The organism is Escherichia sp. S10b (genome assembly GCF_028421345.1).
Classification (GTDB): domain Bacteria; phylum Pseudomonadota; class Gammaproteobacteria; order Enterobacterales; family Enterobacteriaceae; genus ECMA0423.
This window is the reverse complement of record NZ_JAHZSO010000100.1, coordinates 33,637-56,213: the sequence shown is the minus strand read 5'-3', so window position 1 is coordinate 56,213 and position 22,577 is coordinate 33,637. Positions and strand designations below refer to the sequence as shown.

Here is a 22,577-nt window from a genome sequence, read left to right as displayed (position 1 = left end):
TTTATTATTAATTAAGTCACTGGCTTACTGCATGGTTGCCTTAATACGCGGAGTTAATGCACCGTAATCATTGATCGTCTGAAAACTGATATCCCCGGTTGCAGCATGCGGGATATCCACCGATACTTCACCTTTTGGCGGCACCATGGTGTTTGGGAGATTGCTATTTCCTGCTTTCATATTTGTTACGGTAATGAAGTAGGGCGTTGGATTAATAAGAGTGAGTTTGCTACCGCTGCGACGAAACCGAAGCATTGCTGGCGCTTCTTCAGGTGCCATTGCCAGGTTCGTGGGGCGATAAAACATTTTTATGCGGCTAATAATTGCCAGCTGTAATGTATTCTCATTCTTCTGGTCTTTTTCCATAGCAGGAATAGCTTTAACATTCACCCAGAACAGGCTTTCACGGTCGCCTGGTAACTGATGATTAGTAGCGTTGATTATCCGCAGCGTATTCTCTTTTTTACCTTGCATGGAAAAAAGCGGTGGGGTAATGACAAACTGGGTGTCTTTTTGGTCACCTGCATTTTCTATCCATGACTGAATGAGATAGACACTGGCAGGATCATTATTCGTGACAGGCAATAAAACCTGTTTCTGGTTTGCCGGATAAATTACCCGCGTCGCACCCAGTGCGACAGCTGCGTTGGCAACGGTGCTATGGCAAGCAAAGAGCAATAAAAGTAACACTGTCGCCATAAAGGAAATAGAGTAGGGGGTACGCGTAGTTTGCATCTGATGCATTCTCCATGTGTTAAGAGGATAAGCGGGAAAACCGTTACATCAGACAATCGATTAATGTTGCTAATACATTGGCGAGTCGCCGGGTTTCCAGACTTAATGCGTTTGTAATAAATGTTGGTTCTCTTTTAATAGGAAAACCTTGCTACAAAGTAAATATTTTAAATAACAGTAAGTTTAACTACTGTTGTTTATTGATAGTTTAGATATTATGTGATTTTTCATAGCGCTCCAAATACAAACCATTTCTCATTAAAAATGAGATGAATATTGGTAAATTGCTCGGGTGTGCGTAGCCATGCCACACACACCCTGTTTCAATTTCAGATGACGTATAGCCACCTTAAGATTGAATTATAGATATTGAACTTTGAAGGTCGCATCAGCGTTTGCAGTACCAGCTACGGACTGCCCGAGAGCAATATAACGAGCCTGGAATGGCAGTATATTCGTGCCATCAATCAAGTCGGTTTTAGCACTAAAAGTGGCCCCATCAAGTATTAATACCTCACCCGTACGGTCCAAAATTTGAATACCGACATTTTGGGCAGAGCCTGCCGCTGAACTCTGCAGCGCTAACGTATCGTCATTACTGGTGACAGTAGTACCCAGGAATGCAACAGCTGCATTACTGGAAACATTGGTATCACAATCATTCAGCTTGATATTGAAGCCAACGGCGGAGCTGAGGTCACCCGCTTTAGCCAGGCGAGAAGAACGAACCTGACCCAGCTCAACCGTTTGGTTCATTGATTCTGAATCAATTGCACAAGCGGCATTTACCACTTCACCTTTAAAATGAATAACACCGCCATTAACAGTGGTCGTTACTGATTCATCACCCTCGGCTGCGCTTACCGCAGCAGACGACATCGCCAACACAGAAACGACAATCATACCAACATGTTTGAGTTTCATAATTCTCCAAAATTTATATTTAAGTAGCTGAATAAAGAGGGTTAACAATTAAGTCATTCTGTTATTGCTTAAAAACAAGAATCATTCTTGATTGGTTGTTGCCCTGAGAATATAGTTTCCAGGGTTATTACATTTCACGAAGAACGATAATATCTTTAAATCACAAGGACACCTAATCACAACAAGTTTATTGTGCACTTGTTGAAGAGAGTATTTGCAAAAACATTTTATGTCGCTAAATAACATGACGATTTCATTATGCATGTTATTTATAAACCGTGACTAAACAGAATATTATTGCGAACAAGGGAAGTGTCAGGAAAGGTCAAGGGCTACCAATGGTTAATATGGCTATAAATCATTAGCTATGGTTAATGTTTGCTTGCTGAAACTAACACCGAATTGCTCTAAACAGATAAGTGCAGGGTTTATTAAAGCTGACCGACAGACTTTCTTAACCTGGTAATATCTCTCTTGGGTGACTCTCCAAACATCCGCGAATATTCCCGACTGAAATGGGATAGCTTTCGTAACCGACAGCATAGGCTGCTGTGGTGACATCGTAATGTTCATTCAGCATCGGTCGCCTGACTTCATTGAGACGTAGCCATTTCTGATACCGGAGTGGACTCATTCCCGCTTGATCCGTCCTTAAATAAGTAACAGCACCCTCTGGTGTTTTCGTATGCAGTGTCTATGCGACAGACACTGCGCTCTTAGCATGGGGCAGGGAATAACCAGGCTATTTCTCCATGCACAGGCCAATTATGAAAGAGGAGAGGCTTAAGTTCTTGAACCCTGAACGAATAACGACTACCAGAAAAGCACTTCGCATCACTCAGACATGATTTAACATAATATACATTATGCGCACCAGTATAAACCAAGGAAGAATCCAGTCGTTGGCGGTCATGATTGTCGTGCTCATTAACAACGACCACCCCATATCTCACTTACTACCGTATTCTCGGCTTAACCGTCCATGCAACCTCAACACATTGGTTTCAACTGCCGTCACCAAGTTCTCCGGAAAATCTGTCGGTAATGAAGTCTTCACGTTATCCAGTGCTGCCGGAATCATTCTGGCAAAGTCACTTAGGATTTCATGCATCTGCACTTCCGGGAATCTCAGCACCTTTGCTGTCGCCAAAAAATGTCGCGGATAAATTTTATCGATTGCCGTTTTTTTGCCTTTGGATGCGTTAAGCCCCATTGCCAGTTTGAGATCGCTGATGTGGATTCCCGTACCGCCAAGGACCGGAAATGCTGAAATGATGTCGTAAAATGGCGTGAGTCGATAACTGCCGCCAGCCTGAATAAATACGGAGAAGTTTTTTGCATGGCCATCCGTTGCGCCAATCAACCACTGGAAGACCTGGAATTTAATAAAATCATAACGATCGCGAAGCGCCTCGCTGGACCCCATCAAAAACGCCATGATCCGCGCGATGCCTGGGCCTCCATCTGATTCATATTTCACAGATGAAGGTAAACCGAATGTCTGACACATATCCTCCTGTGGCAAGCGAAGTAAAACCGTTCGCTCAGTATTCCAACGCCTGTCAAAACGTTCGACCGCTAACGCACGCACCCTTCCCGCTTTAATGATTTCTGCGTCCGGAACATTCAACCCAAGTTCTTTCGCCAGCAGCAGACAGTAATACTCATTATCAACGCTTTGGCTGAGATCGAGCGTCGCATTGGGCTGCCTGATTTCGCCAATCGGTAATTTAATGATGTGCGTCGTCGGCGTTATTCCTTTCGGAATGCACCAGTCATTGCCTATTCTAAGCAGCGCTGTCTTCTCCTGCGCGCCAGCAACCGAGATGCGAAAGTCATTTTCTTCTCTAATCATGCCCAGAGGGATATCTGCTTTATAAGCCGTTAATACTTCTTCAAGCCTGGCTTCAGTAAGCTTTTCCCATGCCATTATCGGGCGCGTTATGGTTTCATTTTCGGATAATAACGTTACGGCACCAACGCTGTCTCGCCCTATTTCTGACAATAAATCAAACGGTTGTCTGGATTTAGCATGATAACGTTTAACGATCCGGTCACGTACAATCGGGCTATCGGGTCACAGGTTATCGAAGAAGTTAAATACGGCATCTGAGGTGATATTCCCCCTCTGCAATGGCAGCGAAAGTGACAACGGTCTGGCATAACGGCTGGCTAACCACTCCGGTGCATACTTAAAGGTGTGCGCGCCGTTGGCTAACTTCGTTAACTCGCCTACCCGCTGGTTGTTCATCCAAGTGACAAGTTTAGGCATTACCACTCCAGATCTTGCTGTTCTGTTGATTCTGGCGAGGCATTTTTCGTGTCGCATAGTGTCATTGAGAGTTCAAGCGACTGTAAAATCTTAAAAAATGTCGTGAGCGTGGTATTGTCAGGGTTGTTTTCGAAATTGGAAATTGTCGCCTGCTTAATGCCAATTTTTTTCGCCAGCTCGCTCTGCGTCCAGCCATTTTGCTGGCGAACCAGTTTCATTGCATTCGCTAATTGCGTTGGGCTATAGATCTTCTGAAAGCTCATCATGTCATACGTCCACAGCAAATTTATCCGCTTAAGGGGATATTATCAGTTTTATCCTTTAGTGAGGATAAAGTCAATCTGGAAACACATCTTATCCGCTGTACGGGATAAATGCTGCGATATCCGCGATCGCGGATAAAAGGGAGGCTTTAAAGCCTTTGAAGTCGGCAATATTAAGCCGCATGCCATCTCGACATGCGGCTTATACGGTTTACCAGCTATATTTCACTCCCAGCATGCCCTGAGTATCGCTATAGCCTTTATCACCTAGTTGCACACCGACATTCCCCCACAGGCTAAGGTTGTTATTTACTTTCGCCTCAACCCCGGTACGTACTTCACCGAGATTACGCGCACCTTCACGGCCTACGGTTTGACCATTCATCTTCACGGCGTAGACTTTGCTGTTGTTGATCCAATTCGCTTCAATGTAAGGCTGGAACTCACGCTGTTTACCATCGTCACGCTGGTGATGGCTGTTCAGGTAGGTTTTCACCCCAAGTCGCGTTTGCACATTTCCGTCGCCTTCCGTTTCAATGCGCGTTCCGTCTTTCCGGGTATGGTCGGAATCTTTCACACCCATCCAGGTGATTTGCGCCTGTGGCTGGACGTACCAGGTATTCAGCGTCCCTTCGCTGCCGCTAAATGTTCCCGCTTCAAAGGTATACCCACCCTCAACAGAGGCCGTCACACCGCGAGAATCATAGTCGTCAGCAGAACGGTTATCGGAACTGACGCTGTTATCAAACCAGTTATACAGCGCCCAGCTGTCAACATAAGCGCCGGTCTTATTCGCATCGTTCTGATACCAGGTCGCGTACAGCCCAGCGCTGTAACCGCTGATGCGCCCATCCGATTTATAACCCACACGATTACTCTGAGTATTACTGTGCTGATTAGCGTAACCTGCCATCACGCCAAGATGCCAGCGATCCTGCGCGTTGCTACTCCACTGCGCCAAATCGCCGCCTAGCTGCAATACATAGCGGTTAGCCTGAGTATTTAGCTGACCGTCACCGGCCCTTGAACGTTCGTGCCCTCCGACATGACGCATCCACATACTGCTTGCCGACCCCTGAGAATGCAGTGAATCTGTATACTGCGGCTCACCCAGACGGTCGTGTAAACGATGGCTAAACAGCGAGTTGGCTGCGGCAATGTTGCTGATATAGCTTCCGGCCTCCGGGCGATAAACTGATGGGCCTTCCGGATCCACAACAGGGGGATTATTGATGGGATCGGGTGTATCCGCTGGCGTTACGCCGTCCCATTTACTGGTCAGATACCAGTTTTTCTCGTCATTCCCCTTCCCTTTAGCCAGCGTGTAGACGTAAGCCCCAGCTTCGACAGTTCCGGTGGTCAGCGCGAAGTTACCTGCAGAATTACCGCCAACCTCAATGAGTTCAATACCGTTGACCGTTTGTGCACCGACGCCGCCAATGTTATCAACCCGAACGCGAGTGTTCCCTTGGGTATCGCCTTTCACGTTCATTTTATCGGTGGGCGAATTATCGCCGCCCAGCGTCGCGTTGAACGTCATCAGGCCATTGTTTCCGGTATAGTTGCCGTTAACGGTCAGTACATTCCCCGGTTTCCCCCCTTCGCTATTCATTTGAACCGTGCCGCCATTCTCCAGGTTGCCGCCGATTGTGGTTTTAGCGACACGCAGTGTCCCCCCAGGCATAACGTTCACATCACCTGCAGTGGTGACATTTCCCGACATCACACCGCTGTTATGGATATTAATGTGTTGACTTGCCATATTAATGGCAGAGTCGGAACCGAAAGCAATTTCCCCCCCCACGATATCCGTCGTACCCTGATACGCCGCGGAATCGTTGTTAAGAGTCAGGATCCCGGTCCCCAGTTTTGTCACATCACCGCTACCGCTGATACTGTGCGTCATCGCCCAGCTACGCTCAGTGGAGATGGTGAGCAGGCCATTATTGATAACGGAAGCATCACCCAGGTTTTTCTGCTCGTTGACGCTGAGCGCGCTGCCTGTATCAATGTTGAATTGCCCCACAAAGCGGCTATTATCGCCATCCAGCTCTACATCTGTCCTGGCGGTTGCGCTCACGATACCCTTCCCGCTTATGCTATTACGCAGTTCGCCAGTCACGTTTTTTAGCGTTAACAGACCGTCATTGGCAATATTTCCTCTGCCTAACCCCTGAGTATTATCGAGGCTGACTTCCGCATTTGGGCTAATGCTGGTTAACGCATTGTAGCGTGCATTAAGCCCCTCGATAGCCAGCGTTCCCCCTGTAACATTCAGGTTTCCGCCACCTGTCAGTTCACCCTGACTGATCCCACCTTTATTTACCGTCAGCGCCCCCTCTTTGAACAAAACAGTCGAACCCATTTGCCCGGTGAATGTCTCTACCGTCTGCGTCGATCCATTAAGATCGACGATGGCCGCGTTGCTGATGTTCAGTTCCCGGGTGTTGCCAAGTGCACCATCCGCATCGGTACGTAATGTCCCCATCTGAACGTAGGTTGCCCCCTGATAGTCGTTCTGACCGTTGGAAAGCGAAACCTGTCGCACCGTATTGATTGCCAGATCCCCTTCACCACCGATTTTTGCCGACATATCGGCCGTTGCGCCATAGGCTCCGCCATGTTCGGCTAACGTCAGCTTTTGCCCACCATGGATGTTCAGCGCTTTCAGCCCATAGTTAACGTACAAACCATCACCTGGTGCGGTCGTGAGGCGGAATCCATGATCACCCTCGGCGACCACCGTTCCGTTTTGCGCAATGTGTAACGTTTTGTCCGCTTCCACCTCGTCGCCCTGTAAATCACGTAACGTTAATGAGCCACCCGACCCAATAACCGTTTGCGCCTTCACCAGTTGAACGCCGACATGGCTATCATCGTGTTCCAGCAAATTGAGCGTCGTCAGAGGGTTATTCGCCATGGGATCATTCCACGGTTTAGGCACGTCGATAAGCACGTCGCCCGTCCCGTTTACCTGATAGTTACGGCCTTTCCAGGTGTAGTCACCCGCGCCGACAACCAGCGTATCGACGCTGATATATCCCTCTGCAAGCGTCGCAGCAGGAATATCCGTATCGAAAATGAGCGTACCGCCATTCATGGCCAGTCCACCAATGGATTGCTCTCCCACTTTTACCGATGTGGTATTTTCACTGTCAGACTGCAACATCGCGTGAGTAAGCGCAGCGGTGTTGTCGCGTTCCAGAGTGAAGGTACTGTCTTTCAGTTGGGCAACACCGGCGAATTCAGTCCCTGTTGCATGGGTAAAGCCAAACATCTTGTCGTAGGATGACAGCTGCACTCGCATCAAGCCATCGCCTTTGAGCGCATTGGTCAGCGTGTAATCTCCTGCACTGTTCGTTGATGCGAGAATGTCGAGCGTACCGGGGCTTGCAATGGTGACTTCACTCGAACCCATGCCCGTTACCCCATCTGCCGTATGAGACGCAATGGTCAGGAGGCCGTCATTGACCAGCGTTTTACCGCTATAAGTATTCCCTGCATTGAACACCGTATGGCCTGCATCATGGATCACTTTTCCGTCTTTATCGTCACCTGTAATCAGCATATCGACCTGGTAGCCGGCATCACTGTTATTAGTATGATTAAAGACAAAAACACCTTCGCCAGAACCAAACTCTACTTTCGTCGCGTTGGTTATATACCCGGCATCTGCCGCCGCCTCACCGTGAGCTGCACCAATGTTTAGCGTTCCTACAGCAGGTTCAAAAACACCTAAATAAACTTCTCCACCTTCGACATTCAGCGTGCCGCTATTCGTCAGGGTTAACGTACCCGTACCAGATGTCCCTACGTACATATTGAATGTTTCAAGAAGAGAGTTCTGCCCATCCACCCTCACGACGCCCTTACTTTTGTCATTGAGAGCTATCTGTGTATCACGCGCTTTAACTATACCTCCGGTGGTAATATTCAGTTCACCCTTGCCTAATACACCGACCTGTAGCAATTGTGCGTTAGTAGATGATGTCTTTAAATTCCAGAGACTGTCCGTTGAAATATTAACTATCCCCTTACCGGAGGCATTTCCTCCGATAAATCCATAGCCCGTTGAATTAAGGGTGGCACCATTACTGACATTTACGATACCGCTACCAAAATTACCGACATTGATACCCACAGTATCGAACGATGATGTCGCATCCATCAGGTTCAGTGTGCCGATACCGCTTGCTTTATCGCCCAAAAAAGTAATATTTTGCGATACGAACTTACCGCCATCGCTAATATTGAGGTTTCCGACGCCCGCAACACCAATGGTGGTATAGACATTCTTATTGACCTCCCACATCCCCCCCGTGGTGATGCTGACATTCCCGACGCCGGTTTCTCCATAACCGAGTGAGCTTCCTCCGTTGCTGACAACAAGCCCTTCATTACTGATATTCATTTCGCCGTGGCCGTCATAACCAAGATTAGTTCCGAGATTAGTGATAACGGAGTTCTTATCCTTAACAGTAATGTTGCCTGTGCCTGTTTCTTTCATCCCCGCAGTGATAATTCCCGAATCTACTTTACCTTCACGCGAGACATTAAGTTCACCGTCGCCAGCATCACCGATATAGATATAGCGGAAAGCTTCGCCCGTTCCGAGGAAATTCCAATGCCCTTTATCGGTCACGTTGACGACACCGTGGGAACCGTCCTGAACGCCCACTAATGAATATTCTTTGTTATTAATTAGTCCATTATTGGAAATATTGAGTGTGCCATTACCGAAATATCCATTATAGAGTCTGCGTACCGTGATGACAGAGTCTTGATCCTGCACATTCAGGGTTCCGATACCGGTAGCATTGCCACCGATAATCGTGTTTTCAGCCGTAATCAGTCCACCCTCGCGAATAGTCGCTTCCCCCGTTCCTTGATTACCAATTTGAAATTCAATTGAGGAATCGTTATTTTTTATTAGCCACTCACCGCCCTTTTCAACGACAACCTGGCCATTACTGCCCGCCTGATAGCCTAAAATGGCGACTATTGAACTCGTGACGTAACCCTTATCCGTAATATTTAATGAGCCCGTACCGTAACTCCCTATTTCGAATAATTCGGTCGTCAGAACAGAGTCCTCTCCCTCAACATTGACCGTCCCGACGCCTCCTGTCGAGGAACCTAGTCTTAAATAGCCTCCATCAACGTGACCTTTCTGTTTAATATTCAGCGTCCCCGTTCCGGATTGACCCACATTTAAAGGCCTTGCATTATTTCCGCTATCATACAATCGCCAGGTGCCACCCAAAACATTAACGGTGCCCTCTGAGTCCTCATTAGCGCCAATGACGCTGGTAGTAATAGTGGTTAAGGAGGCATTACCGCCAGCCAAAATATTAAGCACTCCAGTGCCATACCAGCCAACCAGGTAGGCATCATAAGCAACATCAGTATCAATATTGGTAATCTGATCATTATCAACTTCCAGACTTGCACCAGACGCTGAACCGCTTAGTGCCAGCAAAACACCCAGCGTCAATCTACTGAATTTCGTTGTCAGTCCAGAGGATTTACGCAAATTAACCGTCGATGTTTTACCTGCCCTGCGAGTTAATTCCGAGCAGGCCTGAAATACCTGTAGATTGCAATTCCATATCACGCGATAGATTCTATTCATATAAACGCTCCATATACAAAAAATACAGCCACGAAAGAGATGAGTCGTCAGACATTAAAAATGAAACTTATTAAATTGTCAGAGGTCTGTATTGAGTGTTAGTTGGAGGTGGGAAGGTGTCAATTTGGCTAATTTGCTAATGCTTTCGAATTGATAGATTAAAAATTGCATAGTTCTTATTTTATTTAAAAATGAACTATGAGTTATTGTTGCTTAATAAGAAAACTGTTTCTTTCAATAGGAAAATTATCATCATCATATTTAACAAAGAATAGCACTAATTGCTAAAAATCGAAGTTTATTAAACCCCTTTTGCATCCATTAATGTCTTTAGGAATATTAGCTATAAAATAAGGGTTATGCTTAATGCTTTAAGAAAAATAGCAATTTTCCCTTGAATATAGTACTGGTGATGGAACGATGAATCTGCAAGCTGGCATTTAACAAGCCAGCTCTAAAAGAAGGGAAATAAGAAAAACTATACTCAAAAACTAACAGCCACGGTCATCATGATGTGGCTGTCAATGAAACTATAACCCAGGCGCTTTCCATAACGACGTCGTCAGTCCATGATCAACCAGCCCCAGCTGATCCTGATAAACTGCCTGCCACTTATCGCGTGAATCCTGATAAAGTTCATGCTTTTCCGGGTCTGGTGTGTGCGTCCGTTCCCAGCGAACCAGGCGTTCTCCGGTTTCTGCCATTGATGAAAAAATTCCGGCACCGACGCCAGCTGCAATGGCACATCCTAATGCGGTGGCTTCTTTGACTACCGGAATATTGACGGGTAATCCCGAGACATCAGCGAGAATTTGACTCCATAATTTCCCTTTTGAACCTCCGCCTGCAAAGACTAACGATGAAGGATGAATATTCGAGAAATCAGCAATTTGCTGCAAGTTACACGCTGATACAATCGCCGCATTTTCTTCCAGCGCACGGAACAATGTCGCTTTGTTACATTTATCCGGGTCAATGGACAAGTTAATAAAGGAAGGCGCAGCGTGATACCAGGTTTTAAAGCGCATTCTGTCGGAGAAGATCGGCATTACGCCCCACGACCCAGGCGGCACCCGACTGGCCATCTCTTCCAGCAGCGTATAGGTGTCGATGCCTAAACGTTCGGCAATCAGTTTTTCTTCGGCACAGAAAGCATCGCGGAACCAGCGCATGGTGAGTCCGGTAAAAAAGCTTATAGATTCAGCTTGTACCATGCCAGGAATAACATGAGGATTAACGCGCACGTTCATTTCTGGGTCTGTCACCGGCGCGCCTAAATTTACAACTTGCTGCCAGAATGTGCCGCCAAGAACCGCGGTTTGTGCCGGACGCACAACGCCTAACCCAAGGCAACCAAGCTGCACGTCGCCTCCTCCAACGACCACCGGAGTGCCCGCCTTCAGACCGCAGAGTTCCGCCGCTTGTGAACTTACCACGCCCAGCAATGTGCCGGTTTCTTTGACAGGAGAAAGAATATCGGCACGTAGGCCAGCCATATCCAGCAATGCAGGTTTCCAGTCACGGGTGGTTAGATCAAGAAGTCCCGTGGTGCCAGCGTTAGAGGGATCCACCGCCAGTTCGCCGCTGAGCATATAGGCCAGCCAGTCGCTGATCATGGTGATGGTTGATGCCTGACGGTAAATATCGGAACGATGGTGCGCCAGCCAAAGTAATCTGGGGATGGCACTTAAAGCCAGTGTTTGTCCGGTCGCGCGATAAACTTCGTTTTCAAAGGTATTGTTGTGCAGTTCTTTAAGTTCGCTAACTTCGCGTGCCGCTCTGGCATCCACATTGGCGCAGGCCCAGATCGGGGCTCCTTCATTATTATATAAAACAATGCCTTCACGCATCGAACATGCCGAAACGGCAGCGATATACTCCGGGGCTATGCCGGCGTTGTGCAGCGCCTGGCGCATACACTCACACGCCAGTTGCCAGTTTTTGTTGAGATCAAATTCCATAGAACCAGGAACGTCCGGTACTGCCAGATGCCGCCACTCCGCCTGTCCCACTGCTATTTGATTGCCTTCCAGGTCGAATATCACAGCCCGAATACTTCCGGTGCCTGCATCCAGCGCCATCAGGTAGTACTTTGATTCTGAAGGGGTAAAGAGTCGAGCCATTAGATTATCCTCGGCTTATGCGTTCTGTCTGTTCCTCTATACGTTCTCCATCATTCCCGGTAATAAGGTCATGCAAATTTAACTACGTAAAATCGCCGCTGCTGTGTCCTGATCGGTAACCAGTGCGTTGATATAACCGCCTTTCATTGCAGCGGCAATTGCTTCGGCTTTATTTTCTCCCCCTGCCACGCCAACCCGGACGGGTATGGTCTTCAGCGCGCTTAAAGGTAAGCCAATCAGTTCGTTATGTATTTTGATATCCGTGACAACGTCACCTTTTGCATCAAAAAAGTAGCCTAAAATGTCGCCAACCGCCCCTTTTCGGCCAATCATTAACTGTTCGCCCTGGCTGATATAACCGGAGCGAATGATCGTCGCGTCGTCTTGTTGACTCACGGCCCCAATGCCGACAATCGCCACATCCGCTGCTTGCGCGGCTAACAGAACATCTTTGACGCAATTTTCATTTTTTAGCGTACGGGCAATGTCAGCGGAGGATGCCCGCAACGGAGCCGGAATAATATTCACACTGCACGCCGCGTTAAGCTGTCCGATACCCGTCATATAAGAACCGACGCCACCGGAGAGCGTGACCAGGCGAATTTGCTGTGACGAAATAAAACCACTTAAGCGTTGCAGCGTATTCATGGTTGCCTCGCCAAAACCAATCGCCAGCATCTGTTGTGGTTGAAGTAAACTCATCAACATATGCGCCGCGCCTATCCCTAGTCGCCCGCCGACATCAGCATCCGCAAGCCCAGGGATCACCCGGACATGTTGCAGCGAAAACTGACGACGTAATTGAGTTTCATATTCCAGACAGCCTTCAAAGCGAGAATTAATCTGTACGCGAATAATGCCGGACTGATGCCCTTTCTCCAGCAATCGCGATACTTTCAAACGTGTCAGGCCGAGACGATCGCTGATCTCACTCTGGGTCAGCCCGTCGTGGTAGTAAAACCACGCGATCCGCGCGACCTGTTCTTCTTCACACATTCCCTGTTCTGAAATTACCGAATCGTTGATTGTCATAATTCATTCTTCACTTTGAACATATTTAAATCTTTAATGCAATTGTTCAGTTCTTGCGCATTTATATCTGTGATGGCAACCACAGTTTGACTCTACGAGCATGAGCAAACGCAACCGTGAAAATCAAAATAGCATAAATTGTGATCTATTCGTCGGAAATATGTGCAATGCCCACCTAAGGTTATGAACAAATTAAAAGCAGAAATACATTTGTTCAAAACTCACCTGCAAAACTGAACGGGGGAAATATGCAAACGAGTGATACCCGCGCGTTACCGCTACTTTGCGCCCGCTCGGTTTATAAACAGTATTCAGGGGTCAATGTCCTGAAAGGCATCGATTTTACGTTGCATCAGGGGGAGGTCCACGCCCTGCTCGGCGGCAATGGTGCCGGTAAATCGACGTTAATGAAGATTATTGCCGGTATTACCCCTGCTGATAGCGGTACGCTGGAGATTGGGGGCAACAACTACGTCAGATTAACGCCAGTTCATGCTCATCAGCTGGGTATTTATCTCGTTCCCCAGGAACCGCTGCTTTTCCCAAGCCTGTCGATAAAAGAAAACATCCTGTTTGGGCTGGCAAAAAAACAGCTCTCCATGCAGAAAATGAAGAACTTGCTGGCGGCGCTGGGCTGCCAGTTTGATCTGCATAGTCTGGCAGGATCGCTGGATGTCGCCGATCGCCAAATGGTGGAAATCCTCCGCGGGCTGATGCGCGACTCGCGGATTCTGATCCTCGATGAACCTACCGCCTCGCTTACCCCTGCGGAAACCGAACGCTTGTTTAGTCGCTTGCAAGAGCTGCTTGCTACTGGCGTGGGTATTGTTTTTATCTCGCATAAGCTGCCGGAAATTCGCCAGATTGCCGATCGAATTAGCGTGATGCGCGATGGAACCATCGCCTTAAGCGGCAAAACCAGCGAACTGTCTACCGACGACATTATTCAGGCCATCACGCCAGTGGTACGGGAAAAATCGCTCTCTGCCAGACAAAAATTATGGCTGGAGTTACCTGGTAACCGCCCACAACATGCCGCCGGAACGCCGGTGCTGACACTGGAAAATCTGACTGGCGAAGGTTTCAGGAATGTCAGCCTGACGCTCAATGCCGGAGAAATTCTGGGCCTGGCTGGGCTGGTGGGAGCCGGACGCACAGAACTGGCCGAGACGCTCTATGGTCTGCGTACTTTGCGTGGCGGACGCATTATGCTGAATGGTAAAGAGATCAATAAATTAACCACTGGAGAACGTTTACTGCGCGGTCTGGTTTATCTGCCGGAAGATCGCCAGTCATCCGGACTGAATCTCGATGCTTCGCTGGCCTGGAACGTCTGCGCCCTTACTCATAACCTTCGTGGATTCTGGGCGAAAACCGCGAAAGATAATGCCACCCTGGAACGTTATCGTCGGGCGCTGAATATTAAATTTAACCAACCGGAACAAGCTGCACGGACATTATCCGGTGGCAACCAGCAAAAAATCCTCATTGCCAAATGCCTGGAAGCTTCGCCGCAAGCATTGATTGTCGATGAGCCGACGCGCGGCGTGGATGTCTCGGCCCGTAATGATATCTACCAGCTGTTGCGCAGCATCGCCGCACAGAATGTGGCTGTGCTGCTTATCTCCTCTGATATGGAAGAGATCGAACTGATGGCAGATCGTGTGTATGTGATGCATCAGGGCGAAATTACCCACTCTGCACTGACCGGGCGCGATATTAATGTCGAGACTATTATGCGCGTTGCCTTCGGCGATAGTCAGCGTCAGGAGGCATCATGCTGAAGTTTATTCAGAACAACCGTGAAATCACGGCATTGCTGGCGGTGGTGCTGCTGTTTGTATTCCCCGGTTTTCTCGACCGCCAGTATTTAAGTGTGCAAACGCTGACCATGGTTTATAGCAGCGCGCAAATCCTGATCCTGCTGGCAATGGGCGCGACGCTGGTAATGCTTACGCGCAATATTGATGTTTCAGTGGGTTCGATTACCGGAATGTGCGCGGTGCTGTTGGGGATGTTACTGAACGCAGGATATTCACTACCTGTTGCCTGTGTCGCGACTTTACTGCTTGGTTTGCTCGCGGGATTTTTCAACGGTGTCCTGGTCGCGTGGCTAAAGATCCCTGCCATTGTTGCCACCCTTGGCACGTTAGGGTTGTACAGAGGCATCATGTTGCTGTGGACTGGCGGCAAATGGATTGAAGGGTTACCCGCCGAACTGAAACAGCTCTCCGCACCGCTGCTGTTTGGCGTTTCCGCGATTGGTTGGTTGACGATAATTCTGGTGGCATTTATGGCCTGGCTGCTGGCAAAGACGGCGTTTGGACGCAGTTTTTATGCCACGGGCGATAATTTACAGGGCGCTCGTCAACTGGGTGTTCGTACGGAAGCCATTCGCATTGTGGCATTTTCGTTGAACGGCTGCATGGCGGCACTGGCGGGAATTGTGTTTGCTTCGCAGATTGGTTTTATCCCCAACCAGACCGGTACCGGGCTGGAGATGAAAGCAATTGCAGCCTGCGTGCTGGGCGGCATTAGTTTGCTCGGCGGTTCCGGTGCGATCATTGGTGCGGTACTCGGCGCATGGTTCCTGACGCAGATCGATAGCGTACTGGTGCTGTTGCGCATTCCGGCATGGTGGAACGATTTTATCGCGGGCCTCGTGCTGCTGGCGGTGCTGGTGTTTGATGGACGCCTGCGTTGTGCGCTGGAACGTAATCTACGGCGGCAAAAATATGCCCGCTTTATGACGCCACCGCCATCCGTTAAACCCGCTTCGTCAGGTAAAAATCGGGAGGCCGCATAATGCGTATTCGCTACGGTTGGGAACTGGCTCTTGCCGCACTGCTCGTTATTGAGATTGTCGCATTTGGTGCAATTAACCCGCGGATGTTAGATCTCAATATGTTGCTGTTCAGCACCAGTGACTTTATCTGCATTGGCATTGTCGCCCTACCGCTGACGATGGTGATTGTCAGTGGCGGGATCGATATTTCGTTTGGTTCGACCATCGGCCTCTGCGCCATTGCATTGGGCGTACTGTTTCAAAGTGGTGTGCCGATGCCGCTGGCGATACTCCTGACCTTACTGCTCGGCGCATTGTGCGGGCTGATCAACGCCGGATTAATTATCTATACCAAAGTTAACCCGCTGGTGATTACGCTTGGCACGCTGTATCTGTTTGCCGGAAGCGCTCTGCTGCTTTCCGGTATGGCCGGAGCGACGGGGTACGAAGGTATTGGTGGATTCCCGATGGCGTTTACAGATTTCGCTAACCTGGATGTGCTGGGACTCCCCGTTCCGCTGATTATCTTCCTGATATGTCTCCTCGTTTTCTGGCTCTGGCTGCATAAAACCCATGCCGGACGTAATGTGTTTTTGATTGGGCAAAGCCCGCGCGTGGCGCTTTATAGCGCGATTCCAGTTAACCGCACCTTATGTGCGCTCTATGCCATGACGGGGCTGGCGTCTGCGGTCGCCGCTGTGCTGCTGGTGTCGTATTTTGGTTCAGCACGTTCCGATCTCGGTGCGTCGTTTCTGATGCCCGCCATCACCGCCGTGGTGCTTGGCGGTGCCAATATTTATGGTGGTTCCGGTTCCATTATCGGCACCGCCATTGCGGTTTTATTAGTGGGATATTTGCAACAAGGTTTGCAAATGGCAGGAGTGCCAAATCAGGTGTCCAGCGCCCTTTCCGGTGCGCTACTTATCGTCGTTGTCGTAGGTCGTTCCGTTAGCCTGCATCGCCAGCAAATTAAAGAGTGGCTGGCGCGTCGGGCCAATAACCCATTGCCATAAAGGATATCTTCATGACACTTCATCGCTTTAAGAAAATCGCCTTACTTAGCGCTCTTGGCATTGCCGCAATCTCTATGAATGTGCAGGCCGCAGAGAGTATTGCATTTATTCCCAAACTGGTTGGCGTGGGATTTTTTACCAGCGGTGGCAACGGCGCACAACAAGCGGGTAAAGAGCTGAGCGTTGATGTGACCTACGACGGGCCGACAGAACCCAGTGTTTCTGGTCAGGTACAGTTGATTAATAACTTCGTCAATCAAGGTTATAACGCCATTATCGTTTCTGCGGTTTCGCCTGATGGCTTGTGTCCGGCACTGAAACGCGCCATGCAACGTGGTGTGAGAGTGCTGACCTGGGACTCTGATACTAAACCGGAGTGCCGCTCTTACTACATTAATCAGGGAACGCCCGCCCAGTTGGGAGGTATGTTGGTGGATATGGCGGCGCGTCAGGTGAATAAAGACAAAGCCAAAGTCGCGTTTTTCTACTCAAGCCCCACCGTTACGGACCAAAACCAGTGGGTGAAAGAAGCGAAAGCGAAAATCGCCAAAGAGCATCCTGGCTGGGAAATTGTCACTACGCAGTTTGGCTATAACGATGCCACTAAATCATTACAAACCGCAGAAGGAATATTAAAAGCGTATAGCGATCTCGACGCCATTATCGCCCCCGACGCCAACGCCCTGCCCGCTGCCGCACAAGCCGCAGAAAACCTGAAAAATGACAAAGTTGCGATTGTCGGATTCAGTACGCCAAACGTGATGCGTCCATATGTGGAACGCGGCACGGTGAAAGAATTTGGCCTGTGGGATGTGGTTCAGCAAGGCAAAATTTCAGTGTATGTCGCGGATGCATTATTGAAAAAAGGATCAATGAAAACGGGCGACAAGCTGGATATCCAGGGCGTAGGTCAGGTGGAAGTCTCGCCAAACAGCGTTCAGGGCTATGACTACGAAGCGGATGGTAATGGCATCGTACTGTTACCGGAGCGCGTGATATTCAACAAAGAGAATATCGGCAAATACGATTTCTGATGTGCATTACTTAACCGGAGTAAGTTATGGCAGATTTAGACGATATTAAAGATGGTAAAGATTTTCGTACCGATCAACCGCAACAAAATATCCCTTTTATCCTGAAAGGTTGCGGTGCGCTGGATTGGGGAATGCAGTCACGCTTATCGCGGATATTTAATCCGAAAACGGGTAAAACCGTGATGCTGGCCTTTGACCATGGTTATTTTCAGGGGCCGACTACCGGACTTGAACGCATTGATATAAATATCGCCCCGCTGTTTGAACATGCCGATGTATTAATGTGTACGCGCGGCATTTTGCGCAGCGTAGTTCCCCCAGCGACCAATAAGCCGGTGGTACTGCGGGCGTCAGGTGCGAACTCTATTCTGGCGGAATTAAGTAATGAAGCCGTGGCGTTATCGATGGATGATGCCGTGCGCCTGAACAGTTGCGCGGTGGCGGCGCAGGTTTATATCGGCAGCGAATATGAACATCAGTCGATCAAAAATATTATTCAGCTGGTTGATGCCGGAATGAAAGTGGGAATGCCGACCATGGCCGTGACTGGCGTGGGCAAAGATATGGTGCGCGATCAGCGTTATTTCTCGCTCGCGACTCGAATCGCCGCTGAAATGGGGGCGCAAATTATCAAAACCTATTATGTCGAAAAAGGTTTTGAACGGATTGTTGCCGGATGTCCGGTACCCATTGTTATTGCTGGCGGTAAAAAATTACCGGAGCGCGAGGCGCTGGAAATGTGCTGGCAGGCTATCGATCAGGGCGCTTCTGGTGTGGATATGGGGCGTAATATTTTCCAGTCTGACCATCCGGTGGCGATGATGAAAGCCGTACAGGCGGTGGTTCACCATAACGAAACGGCTGATCGGGCATATGAACTCTATCTGAGTGAAAAACAGTAACTACGGATTTAAGGAGAAGAATTATGCACGTCACACTGGTTGAAATTAACGTTCATGAAGACAAGATTGACGAGTTTATCGAAGTTTTTCGCCAGAACCACCTGGGCTCTGTACAGGAAGAAGGCAATTTGCGCTTCGATGTCTTACAGGACCCAGAAGTGAATTCGCGCTTTTATATCTACGAAGCCTATAAAGATGAAGACGCAGTGGCATTCCATAAAACCACGCCCCACTACAAAACCTGTGTCGCGAAACTGGAATCTTTAATGACCGGGCCGCGTAAAAAACGTCTGTTCAATGGGTTGATGCCGTGAGGCGAATTCATCAGTTTTATCTACAATTGGGGTAACGCGCTGACGGGAGTAAATAAATGTCTGACTGGAACCCCTCTTTATATCTGCACTTTGCCGCTGAACGATCGCGTCCGGCGGTGGAGCTGCTTGCCAGAGTACCGCTGGAGAATATCGAATACGTTGCCGATCTTGGCTGTGGCCCAGGTAACAGCACCGCCCTTCTAAACCAACGTTGGCCTGCTGCCAGGATAACAGGCATCGACTCGTCTCCGGCGATGATTGCTGAAGCGCGCAGTGCTTTGCCAGACTGCCAGTTCGTGGAAGCAGACATCCGCAACTGGCAACCGGTACAGGCACTCGATCTGATTTTTGCTAATGCCTCACTGCAATGGCTGCCCGACCACTACGAATTGTTTCCTCATCTGGTTTCTTTACTTAATCCGCAGGGCGTGCTGGCAGTACAGATGCCAGATAACTGGCTGGAGCCGACCCATGTGCTCATGCGCGAAGTTGCCTGGGAACAAAACTACCCGGATCGCGGGCGTGAGCCGTTGGCTGGCGTTCATGCTTACTACGATATTTTGAGCGAAGCCGGATGTGAGGTCGATATCTGGCGAACCACCTACTATCACCAGATGCCGTCACACCAGGCGATTATCGATTGGGTGACCGCCACTGGATTACGTCCGTGGTTACAGGATCTGACCGAGAGCGAACAGCAGCTTTTTCTTAAGCGCTACCATCAGATGCTGGAAGAGCAGTATCCACTGCAAGAGAACGGACAGATACTGCTGGCATTTCCGCGTCTTTTTATTGTTGCCCGCCGTACGGAGTAAATATCACGTCAGCTGGTAATGACGATCGGGAAGAATTTTTGCTGGAATTTCGGCTTCATCGTTCATCTGTAACAGGTCAATTTCAATAGCGTTGCAGATGGCATCCAGCGGTAAATCATTGTTTTCAGTACCGAACGGATCTTCCAGTTCTTCCGCCAGACAATCCAGCGAAATAAAAGTGTAGGAAATCAGCACAGAGATAAAAGGCGTCATGTAATGCAGGTCCACGACCAGCGCGAACGGCAGCATGATACAAAACAGATAAACGGTACGATGCAAAATCAGGGTGTAGGCAAAGGGAATTGGCGTATAGGCAATGCGCTCGCATCCTGCCAGGACCGCTGAAATATCATTAAGCCGATCGTTGAGGCTAATAAACAGGATATCTGAAAGCTGCCCATTGCGGCGCTGAACCGCCAACCACTCCCCCATTATTAACAAGATACGGTTAGCTGGAGAGTTCGAAGCCAGTACAGGCTGAAGATCTTCAGTCTTGAGATAATGAGCCAGCACTTCCGCCTGTGGCTGTTTGCGTAATGTCATGCGTAAACAGTGGGCGAAGGCGATTTGCAACCGGGCAAACTCCCTTACACTTGCCGAATCCGGCAATGTCGTTTTTACCTCGCGCAGTAACGACCGTGAGGCAATCATCAACTGCCCCCAAAGTTTTCGCGCTTCAACGTAACGGGCGTACCCGGCATTATTACGAAAACCAAGAAAAATGGCGATGGCGACACCGAGAATGCTGAACGGTGCGAGGGTGAATTTGATGCCCAGATGCGTGTACCAGGGCAGCATGAAAATAACAGCGATAGAAAAGAGAAAATTGAGTAGTAAGCGCGATGATATCTTGGATAATACTGAGCCGTGCCAGACAAAAATACGGCGCAGCCAGTGTTGTTGTGGACGAACAATCATGGTTATCTTCAGGCGTGAAAAAGTCGCCCTATTAAACGTGATTACGATCACATTCTCAAGACACTACTTACAAATTACCTACAAGCTTAACAACATTAACAGGCGCTGCATGTGGCATCTGTTAATGATAAAGGCACATAGGATGTTGTAACTAATATAGTGAAATAAGAAACCCGGTCGAAACCGGGTTCAGAAGTAACGGTGTTATTAGCACAACGGACGTACAGCTTCGCGCATCCCTTTTTCAAGAATCGCATCCAGGTCATTAGCAACCTGCTCGACCAGACCAGGCACTTGCGTCAGGTCCTGCTCCCAGTGGTCTTTTTCTGCCAACACAATCGCTACCAGTTCCTGGGTACCGATAACACGGTCACGATGCTGGCTCCAGAGTTGCTGATAACGTTCCAGCCAGTGTGCATCGTCCTGTACCGGATATGTTTCTCCGTTACGCTCACCACGATAGAAGGCAATCAATGCCGCTAATGCGAAAGTAAGGCGCGCCGGAAGTGTGCCTTTTGCCTTCTGCCCTGCCAGCAGCTGCGGCAGGATGCGAGTGCGGAACTTGGTCATACCGTTGAGCGCGATAGACAGCAGCTGATGCTTAATGTACGGGTTACGGAAACGCCCGGTGACTGCACTGGCGAAAGATTCCAGTTCATCACGAGGCAAATCCAGTACCGGAATAATTTCTTCGTAGATAGCTTTTTCAACGAATGCGCAAATTTCAGCATCGTTCATCGCTTCACCTACGGTATCCAGCCCTGCCTGGAACGCCACCGGCACCAGCGCGGTGTGCGCACCGTTGAGGATTGCCACTTTGCGTTCTTTGTACGGTTTAATATCGTCAACAATCAGCACGTTGAGCGGATATTTGTCCAGACGCAGTTCAGTCGCTAAGGATTTCGGCCCCTGAATCACAAACAGGTAAAAGTGTTCAGCGGTGTCGAGGAAACCATCGTGATAACCCAGTTCTTCTTCCAGTTTAGCCACTTCATCGCGCGGATAACCGGTAACGATACGGTCCACCAGCGTAGAACAGAAGCTGTTAGCCTGATCCAACCATTGAATAAATGCTTCTGGCAGTGCCCACTCTTGAGCATAGCGCAGCACCAGTTCACGCAACGCGTCGCCATTGTAGTCGATCAACTCACACGGGATGATGATCCAACCTTTATCCAGCGCACCGTTGAAATGGCTAAAACGTTCGAACAGCAGACGGGTCAGTTTTGCGGGATAGCTTACCGCTGGCGCGTCATCGAATTTATCGCCCGCATGGTAGCTGATACCCGCTTCGGTGGTGTTAGAGAAAACAAAGCGCATTTCCGGATTGTGCGCCAGTTTCAGGAATTCATCGTATTCACTGTAGACGCTGATTTCACGATTAACAGAGCGAATCAGACGCGCGTCGCTGACCGCTTCCCCCTTCTCATTCAGGCCACGGATAATGGTGGTGTACAGACCATCCTGCGTGCTCAGTGACGGCGGGAATGAAGTTTCAATCGGACGAACAACGACCACGCCAGAATTCAGATCGGTGTGCTCATTCAGGAGATCGATTTGCCAGTCAACAAAGGCGCGCAGGAAGTTACCTTCACCAAACTGAATGATACGTTCTGGATACTGTGCACCGGGAAAATCGCGACGATTTAGTGTTTTCACAATGGGTTCCCTTCTGATTAGTCATACAACCTGTTTGAATTGGTACGACAGGTTAGCAAACTTTAATACGCCGAACCCCTGTTTTGATCAACTCCTGATGATTAATGAGCAGTTTTATGAGAAAAGTGTGGCGCGGATCATGGTTTAATCGAGGAA

Annotated in this window: 15 protein-coding genes and 2 pseudogenes; 7 read left to right on the top strand and 10 right to left on the bottom strand. The window is 48.9% G+C overall.

What is annotated here, in order from left to right; translation table 11 throughout:
• Positions 1 to 24 precede the first annotated feature (24 nt).
• The 8 genes and pseudogenes from FTE26_RS08100 to lsrR form a co-directional block, all read right to left on the bottom strand.
• Positions 25 to 735: a fimbria/pilus periplasmic chaperone gene (locus FTE26_RS08100; protein ID WP_001195165.1), complete on the bottom strand. Its 711-nt coding sequence runs from the start codon at positions 733 to 735 to the stop codon at positions 25 to 27.
• A 360-nt stretch (positions 736 to 1,095) separates the two neighbouring features.
• Entirely contained in the window at positions 1,096 to 1,659 is a 564-nt protein-coding gene (gene fimA / locus FTE26_RS08095) for a type 1 fimbrial major subunit FimA (protein ID WP_001296758.1), read from the bottom strand.
• A gap of 431 nt (positions 1,660 to 2,090) precedes the next feature.
• A pseudogene (locus FTE26_RS08090) lies at positions 2,091 to 2,299 on the bottom strand (helix-turn-helix domain-containing protein); the annotation flags it as partial.
• Positions 2,300 to 2,608: 309 nt separating this feature from the next.
• A pseudogene (gene hipA / locus FTE26_RS08085) lies at positions 2,609 to 3,931 on the bottom strand (type II toxin-antitoxin system serine/threonine protein kinase toxin HipA).
• Positions 3,931 to 4,197, bottom strand: coding sequence for a type II toxin-antitoxin system antitoxin HipB (gene hipB, locus FTE26_RS08080; RefSeq protein ID WP_001296726.1), 267 nt, complete (start codon positions 4,195 to 4,197; stop codon positions 3,931 to 3,933). The pseudogene hipA and the gene hipB overlap by 1 nt, the downstream one beginning before the upstream one ends.
• Before the next feature lie 208 nt (positions 4,198 to 4,405).
• A complete protein-coding gene (locus FTE26_RS08075; RefSeq protein ID WP_063611698.1) occupies positions 4,406 to 9,826 on the bottom strand; it encodes an ECSE_1600 family autotransporter in 5,421 nt (1,806 codons plus the stop codon).
• Positions 9,827 to 10,356: 530 nt separating this feature from the next.
• Positions 10,357 to 11,949, bottom strand: coding sequence for an autoinducer-2 kinase (lsrK, locus tag FTE26_RS08070; RefSeq protein ID WP_001296768.1), 1,593 nt, complete (start codon positions 11,947 to 11,949; stop codon positions 10,357 to 10,359).
• 78 nt (positions 11,950 to 12,027) lie between these two features.
• Positions 12,028 to 12,981 (bottom strand): transcriptional regulator LsrR, encoded by a 954-nt coding sequence (lsrR, locus tag FTE26_RS08065; RefSeq protein ID WP_000154352.1) that lies wholly within the window; start codon positions 12,979 to 12,981, stop codon positions 12,028 to 12,030.
• Between the two features lie 248 nt (positions 12,982 to 13,229).
• On the opposite strand from lsrR, the gene lsrA reads away from it, so the two are divergent.
• Genes lsrA through tam form a run of 7 tightly spaced genes read left to right on the top strand, consistent with a single transcriptional unit; the run spans position 13,230 to position 19,844 of the window.
• On the top strand, positions 13,230 to 14,765 hold the full coding sequence (gene lsrA / locus FTE26_RS08060; RefSeq protein ID WP_085674675.1) for an autoinducer 2 ABC transporter ATP-binding protein LsrA: 1,536 nt from the start codon (positions 13,230 to 13,232) through the stop codon (positions 14,763 to 14,765).
• On the top strand, positions 14,759 to 15,787 hold the full coding sequence (gene lsrC, locus FTE26_RS08055) for an autoinducer 2 ABC transporter permease LsrC (protein ID WP_000911152.1): 1,029 nt from the start codon (positions 14,759 to 14,761) through the stop codon (positions 15,785 to 15,787). Before lsrA ends, lsrC begins: the two co-directional genes overlap by 7 nt.
• Positions 15,787 to 16,779: an autoinducer 2 ABC transporter permease LsrD gene (gene lsrD, locus FTE26_RS08050; RefSeq protein ID WP_001222721.1), complete on the top strand. Its 993-nt coding sequence runs from the start codon at positions 15,787 to 15,789 to the stop codon at positions 16,777 to 16,779. The genes lsrC and lsrD overlap by 1 nt, the downstream gene beginning before the upstream one ends.
• Positions 16,780 to 16,790: 11 nt before the next feature.
• Positions 16,791 to 17,813 (top strand): autoinducer 2 ABC transporter substrate-binding protein LsrB, encoded by a 1,023-nt coding sequence (gene lsrB / locus FTE26_RS08045; protein ID WP_000172482.1) that lies wholly within the window; start codon positions 16,791 to 16,793, stop codon positions 17,811 to 17,813.
• Positions 17,814 to 17,839: 26 nt separating this feature from the next.
• Positions 17,840 to 18,715, top strand: coding sequence for a 3-hydroxy-5-phosphonooxypentane-2,4-dione thiolase (gene lsrF / locus FTE26_RS08040; protein WP_000774169.1), 876 nt, complete (start codon positions 17,840 to 17,842; stop codon positions 18,713 to 18,715).
• Positions 18,716 to 18,738: 23 nt separating this feature from the next.
• Positions 18,739 to 19,029, top strand: a complete 291-nt coding sequence (lsrG, locus tag FTE26_RS08035; RefSeq protein WP_000558520.1) for a (4S)-4-hydroxy-5-phosphonooxypentane-2,3-dione isomerase — start codon at positions 18,739 to 18,741, stop codon at positions 19,027 to 19,029.
• Between the two features lie 56 nt (positions 19,030 to 19,085).
• Positions 19,086 to 19,844, top strand: a complete 759-nt coding sequence (gene tam / locus FTE26_RS08030) for a trans-aconitate 2-methyltransferase (RefSeq protein ID WP_001286559.1) — start codon at positions 19,086 to 19,088, stop codon at positions 19,842 to 19,844.
• 3 nt (positions 19,845 to 19,847) lie between these two features.
• Here tam and FTE26_RS08025 read toward each other — a convergent pair whose 3' ends face one another.
• Together FTE26_RS08025 and uxaB are read right to left on the bottom strand one after the other, a co-directional pair.
• Entirely contained in the window at positions 19,848 to 20,762 is a 915-nt protein-coding gene (locus tag FTE26_RS08025) for a bestrophin family protein (RefSeq protein ID WP_000637082.1), read from the bottom strand.
• Positions 20,763 to 20,969: 207 nt separating this feature from the next.
• Entirely contained in the window at positions 20,970 to 22,421 is a 1,452-nt protein-coding gene (gene uxaB, locus FTE26_RS08020) for a tagaturonate reductase (RefSeq protein WP_000854624.1), read from the bottom strand.
• Between the last annotated feature and the right edge of the window lie 156 nt (positions 22,422 to 22,577).

Bases quoted from the DNA above. Each gene is read 5' to 3' on its own strand.
- lsrA (WP_085674675.1), top strand. From the start codon at position 13,230: ATGCAAACGAGTGATACCCGCGCGTTACCGCTACTTTGCGCCCGCTCG.
- lsrG (WP_000558520.1), top strand. From the start codon at position 18,739: ATGCACGTCACACTGGTTGAAATTAACGTTCATGAAGACAAGATTGAC.
- tam (WP_001286559.1), top strand. From the start codon at position 19,086: ATGTCTGACTGGAACCCCTCTTTATATCTGCACTTTGCCGCTGAACGA.
- hipB (WP_001296726.1), bottom strand. From the start codon at position 4,197: ATGATGAGCTTTCAGAAGATCTATAGCCCAACGCAATTAGCGAATGCA.
- FTE26_RS08100 (WP_001195165.1), bottom strand. From the start codon at position 735: ATGCAAACTACGCGTACCCCCTACTCTATTTCCTTTATGGCGACAGTG.
- lsrF (WP_000774169.1), top strand. From the start codon at position 17,840: ATGGCAGATTTAGACGATATTAAAGATGGTAAAGATTTTCGTACCGAT.
- FTE26_RS08075 (WP_063611698.1), bottom strand. From the start codon at position 9,826: ATGAATAGAATCTATCGCGTGATATGGAATTGCAATCTACAGGTATTT.
- fimA (WP_001296758.1), bottom strand. From the start codon at position 1,659: ATGAAACTCAAACATGTTGGTATGATTGTCGTTTCTGTGTTGGCGATG.
- lsrR (WP_000154352.1), bottom strand. From the start codon at position 12,981: ATGACAATCAACGATTCGGTAATTTCAGAACAGGGAATGTGTGAAGAA.
- lsrD (WP_001222721.1), top strand. From the start codon at position 15,787: ATGCGTATTCGCTACGGTTGGGAACTGGCTCTTGCCGCACTGCTCGTT.
- lsrB (WP_000172482.1), top strand. From the start codon at position 16,791: ATGACACTTCATCGCTTTAAGAAAATCGCCTTACTTAGCGCTCTTGGC.
- lsrC (WP_000911152.1), top strand. From the start codon at position 14,759: ATGCTGAAGTTTATTCAGAACAACCGTGAAATCACGGCATTGCTGGCG.
- FTE26_RS08025 (WP_000637082.1), bottom strand. From the start codon at position 20,762: ATGATTGTTCGTCCACAACAACACTGGCTGCGCCGTATTTTTGTCTGG.
- lsrK (WP_001296768.1), bottom strand. From the start codon at position 11,949: ATGGCTCGACTCTTTACCCCTTCAGAATCAAAGTACTACCTGATGGCG.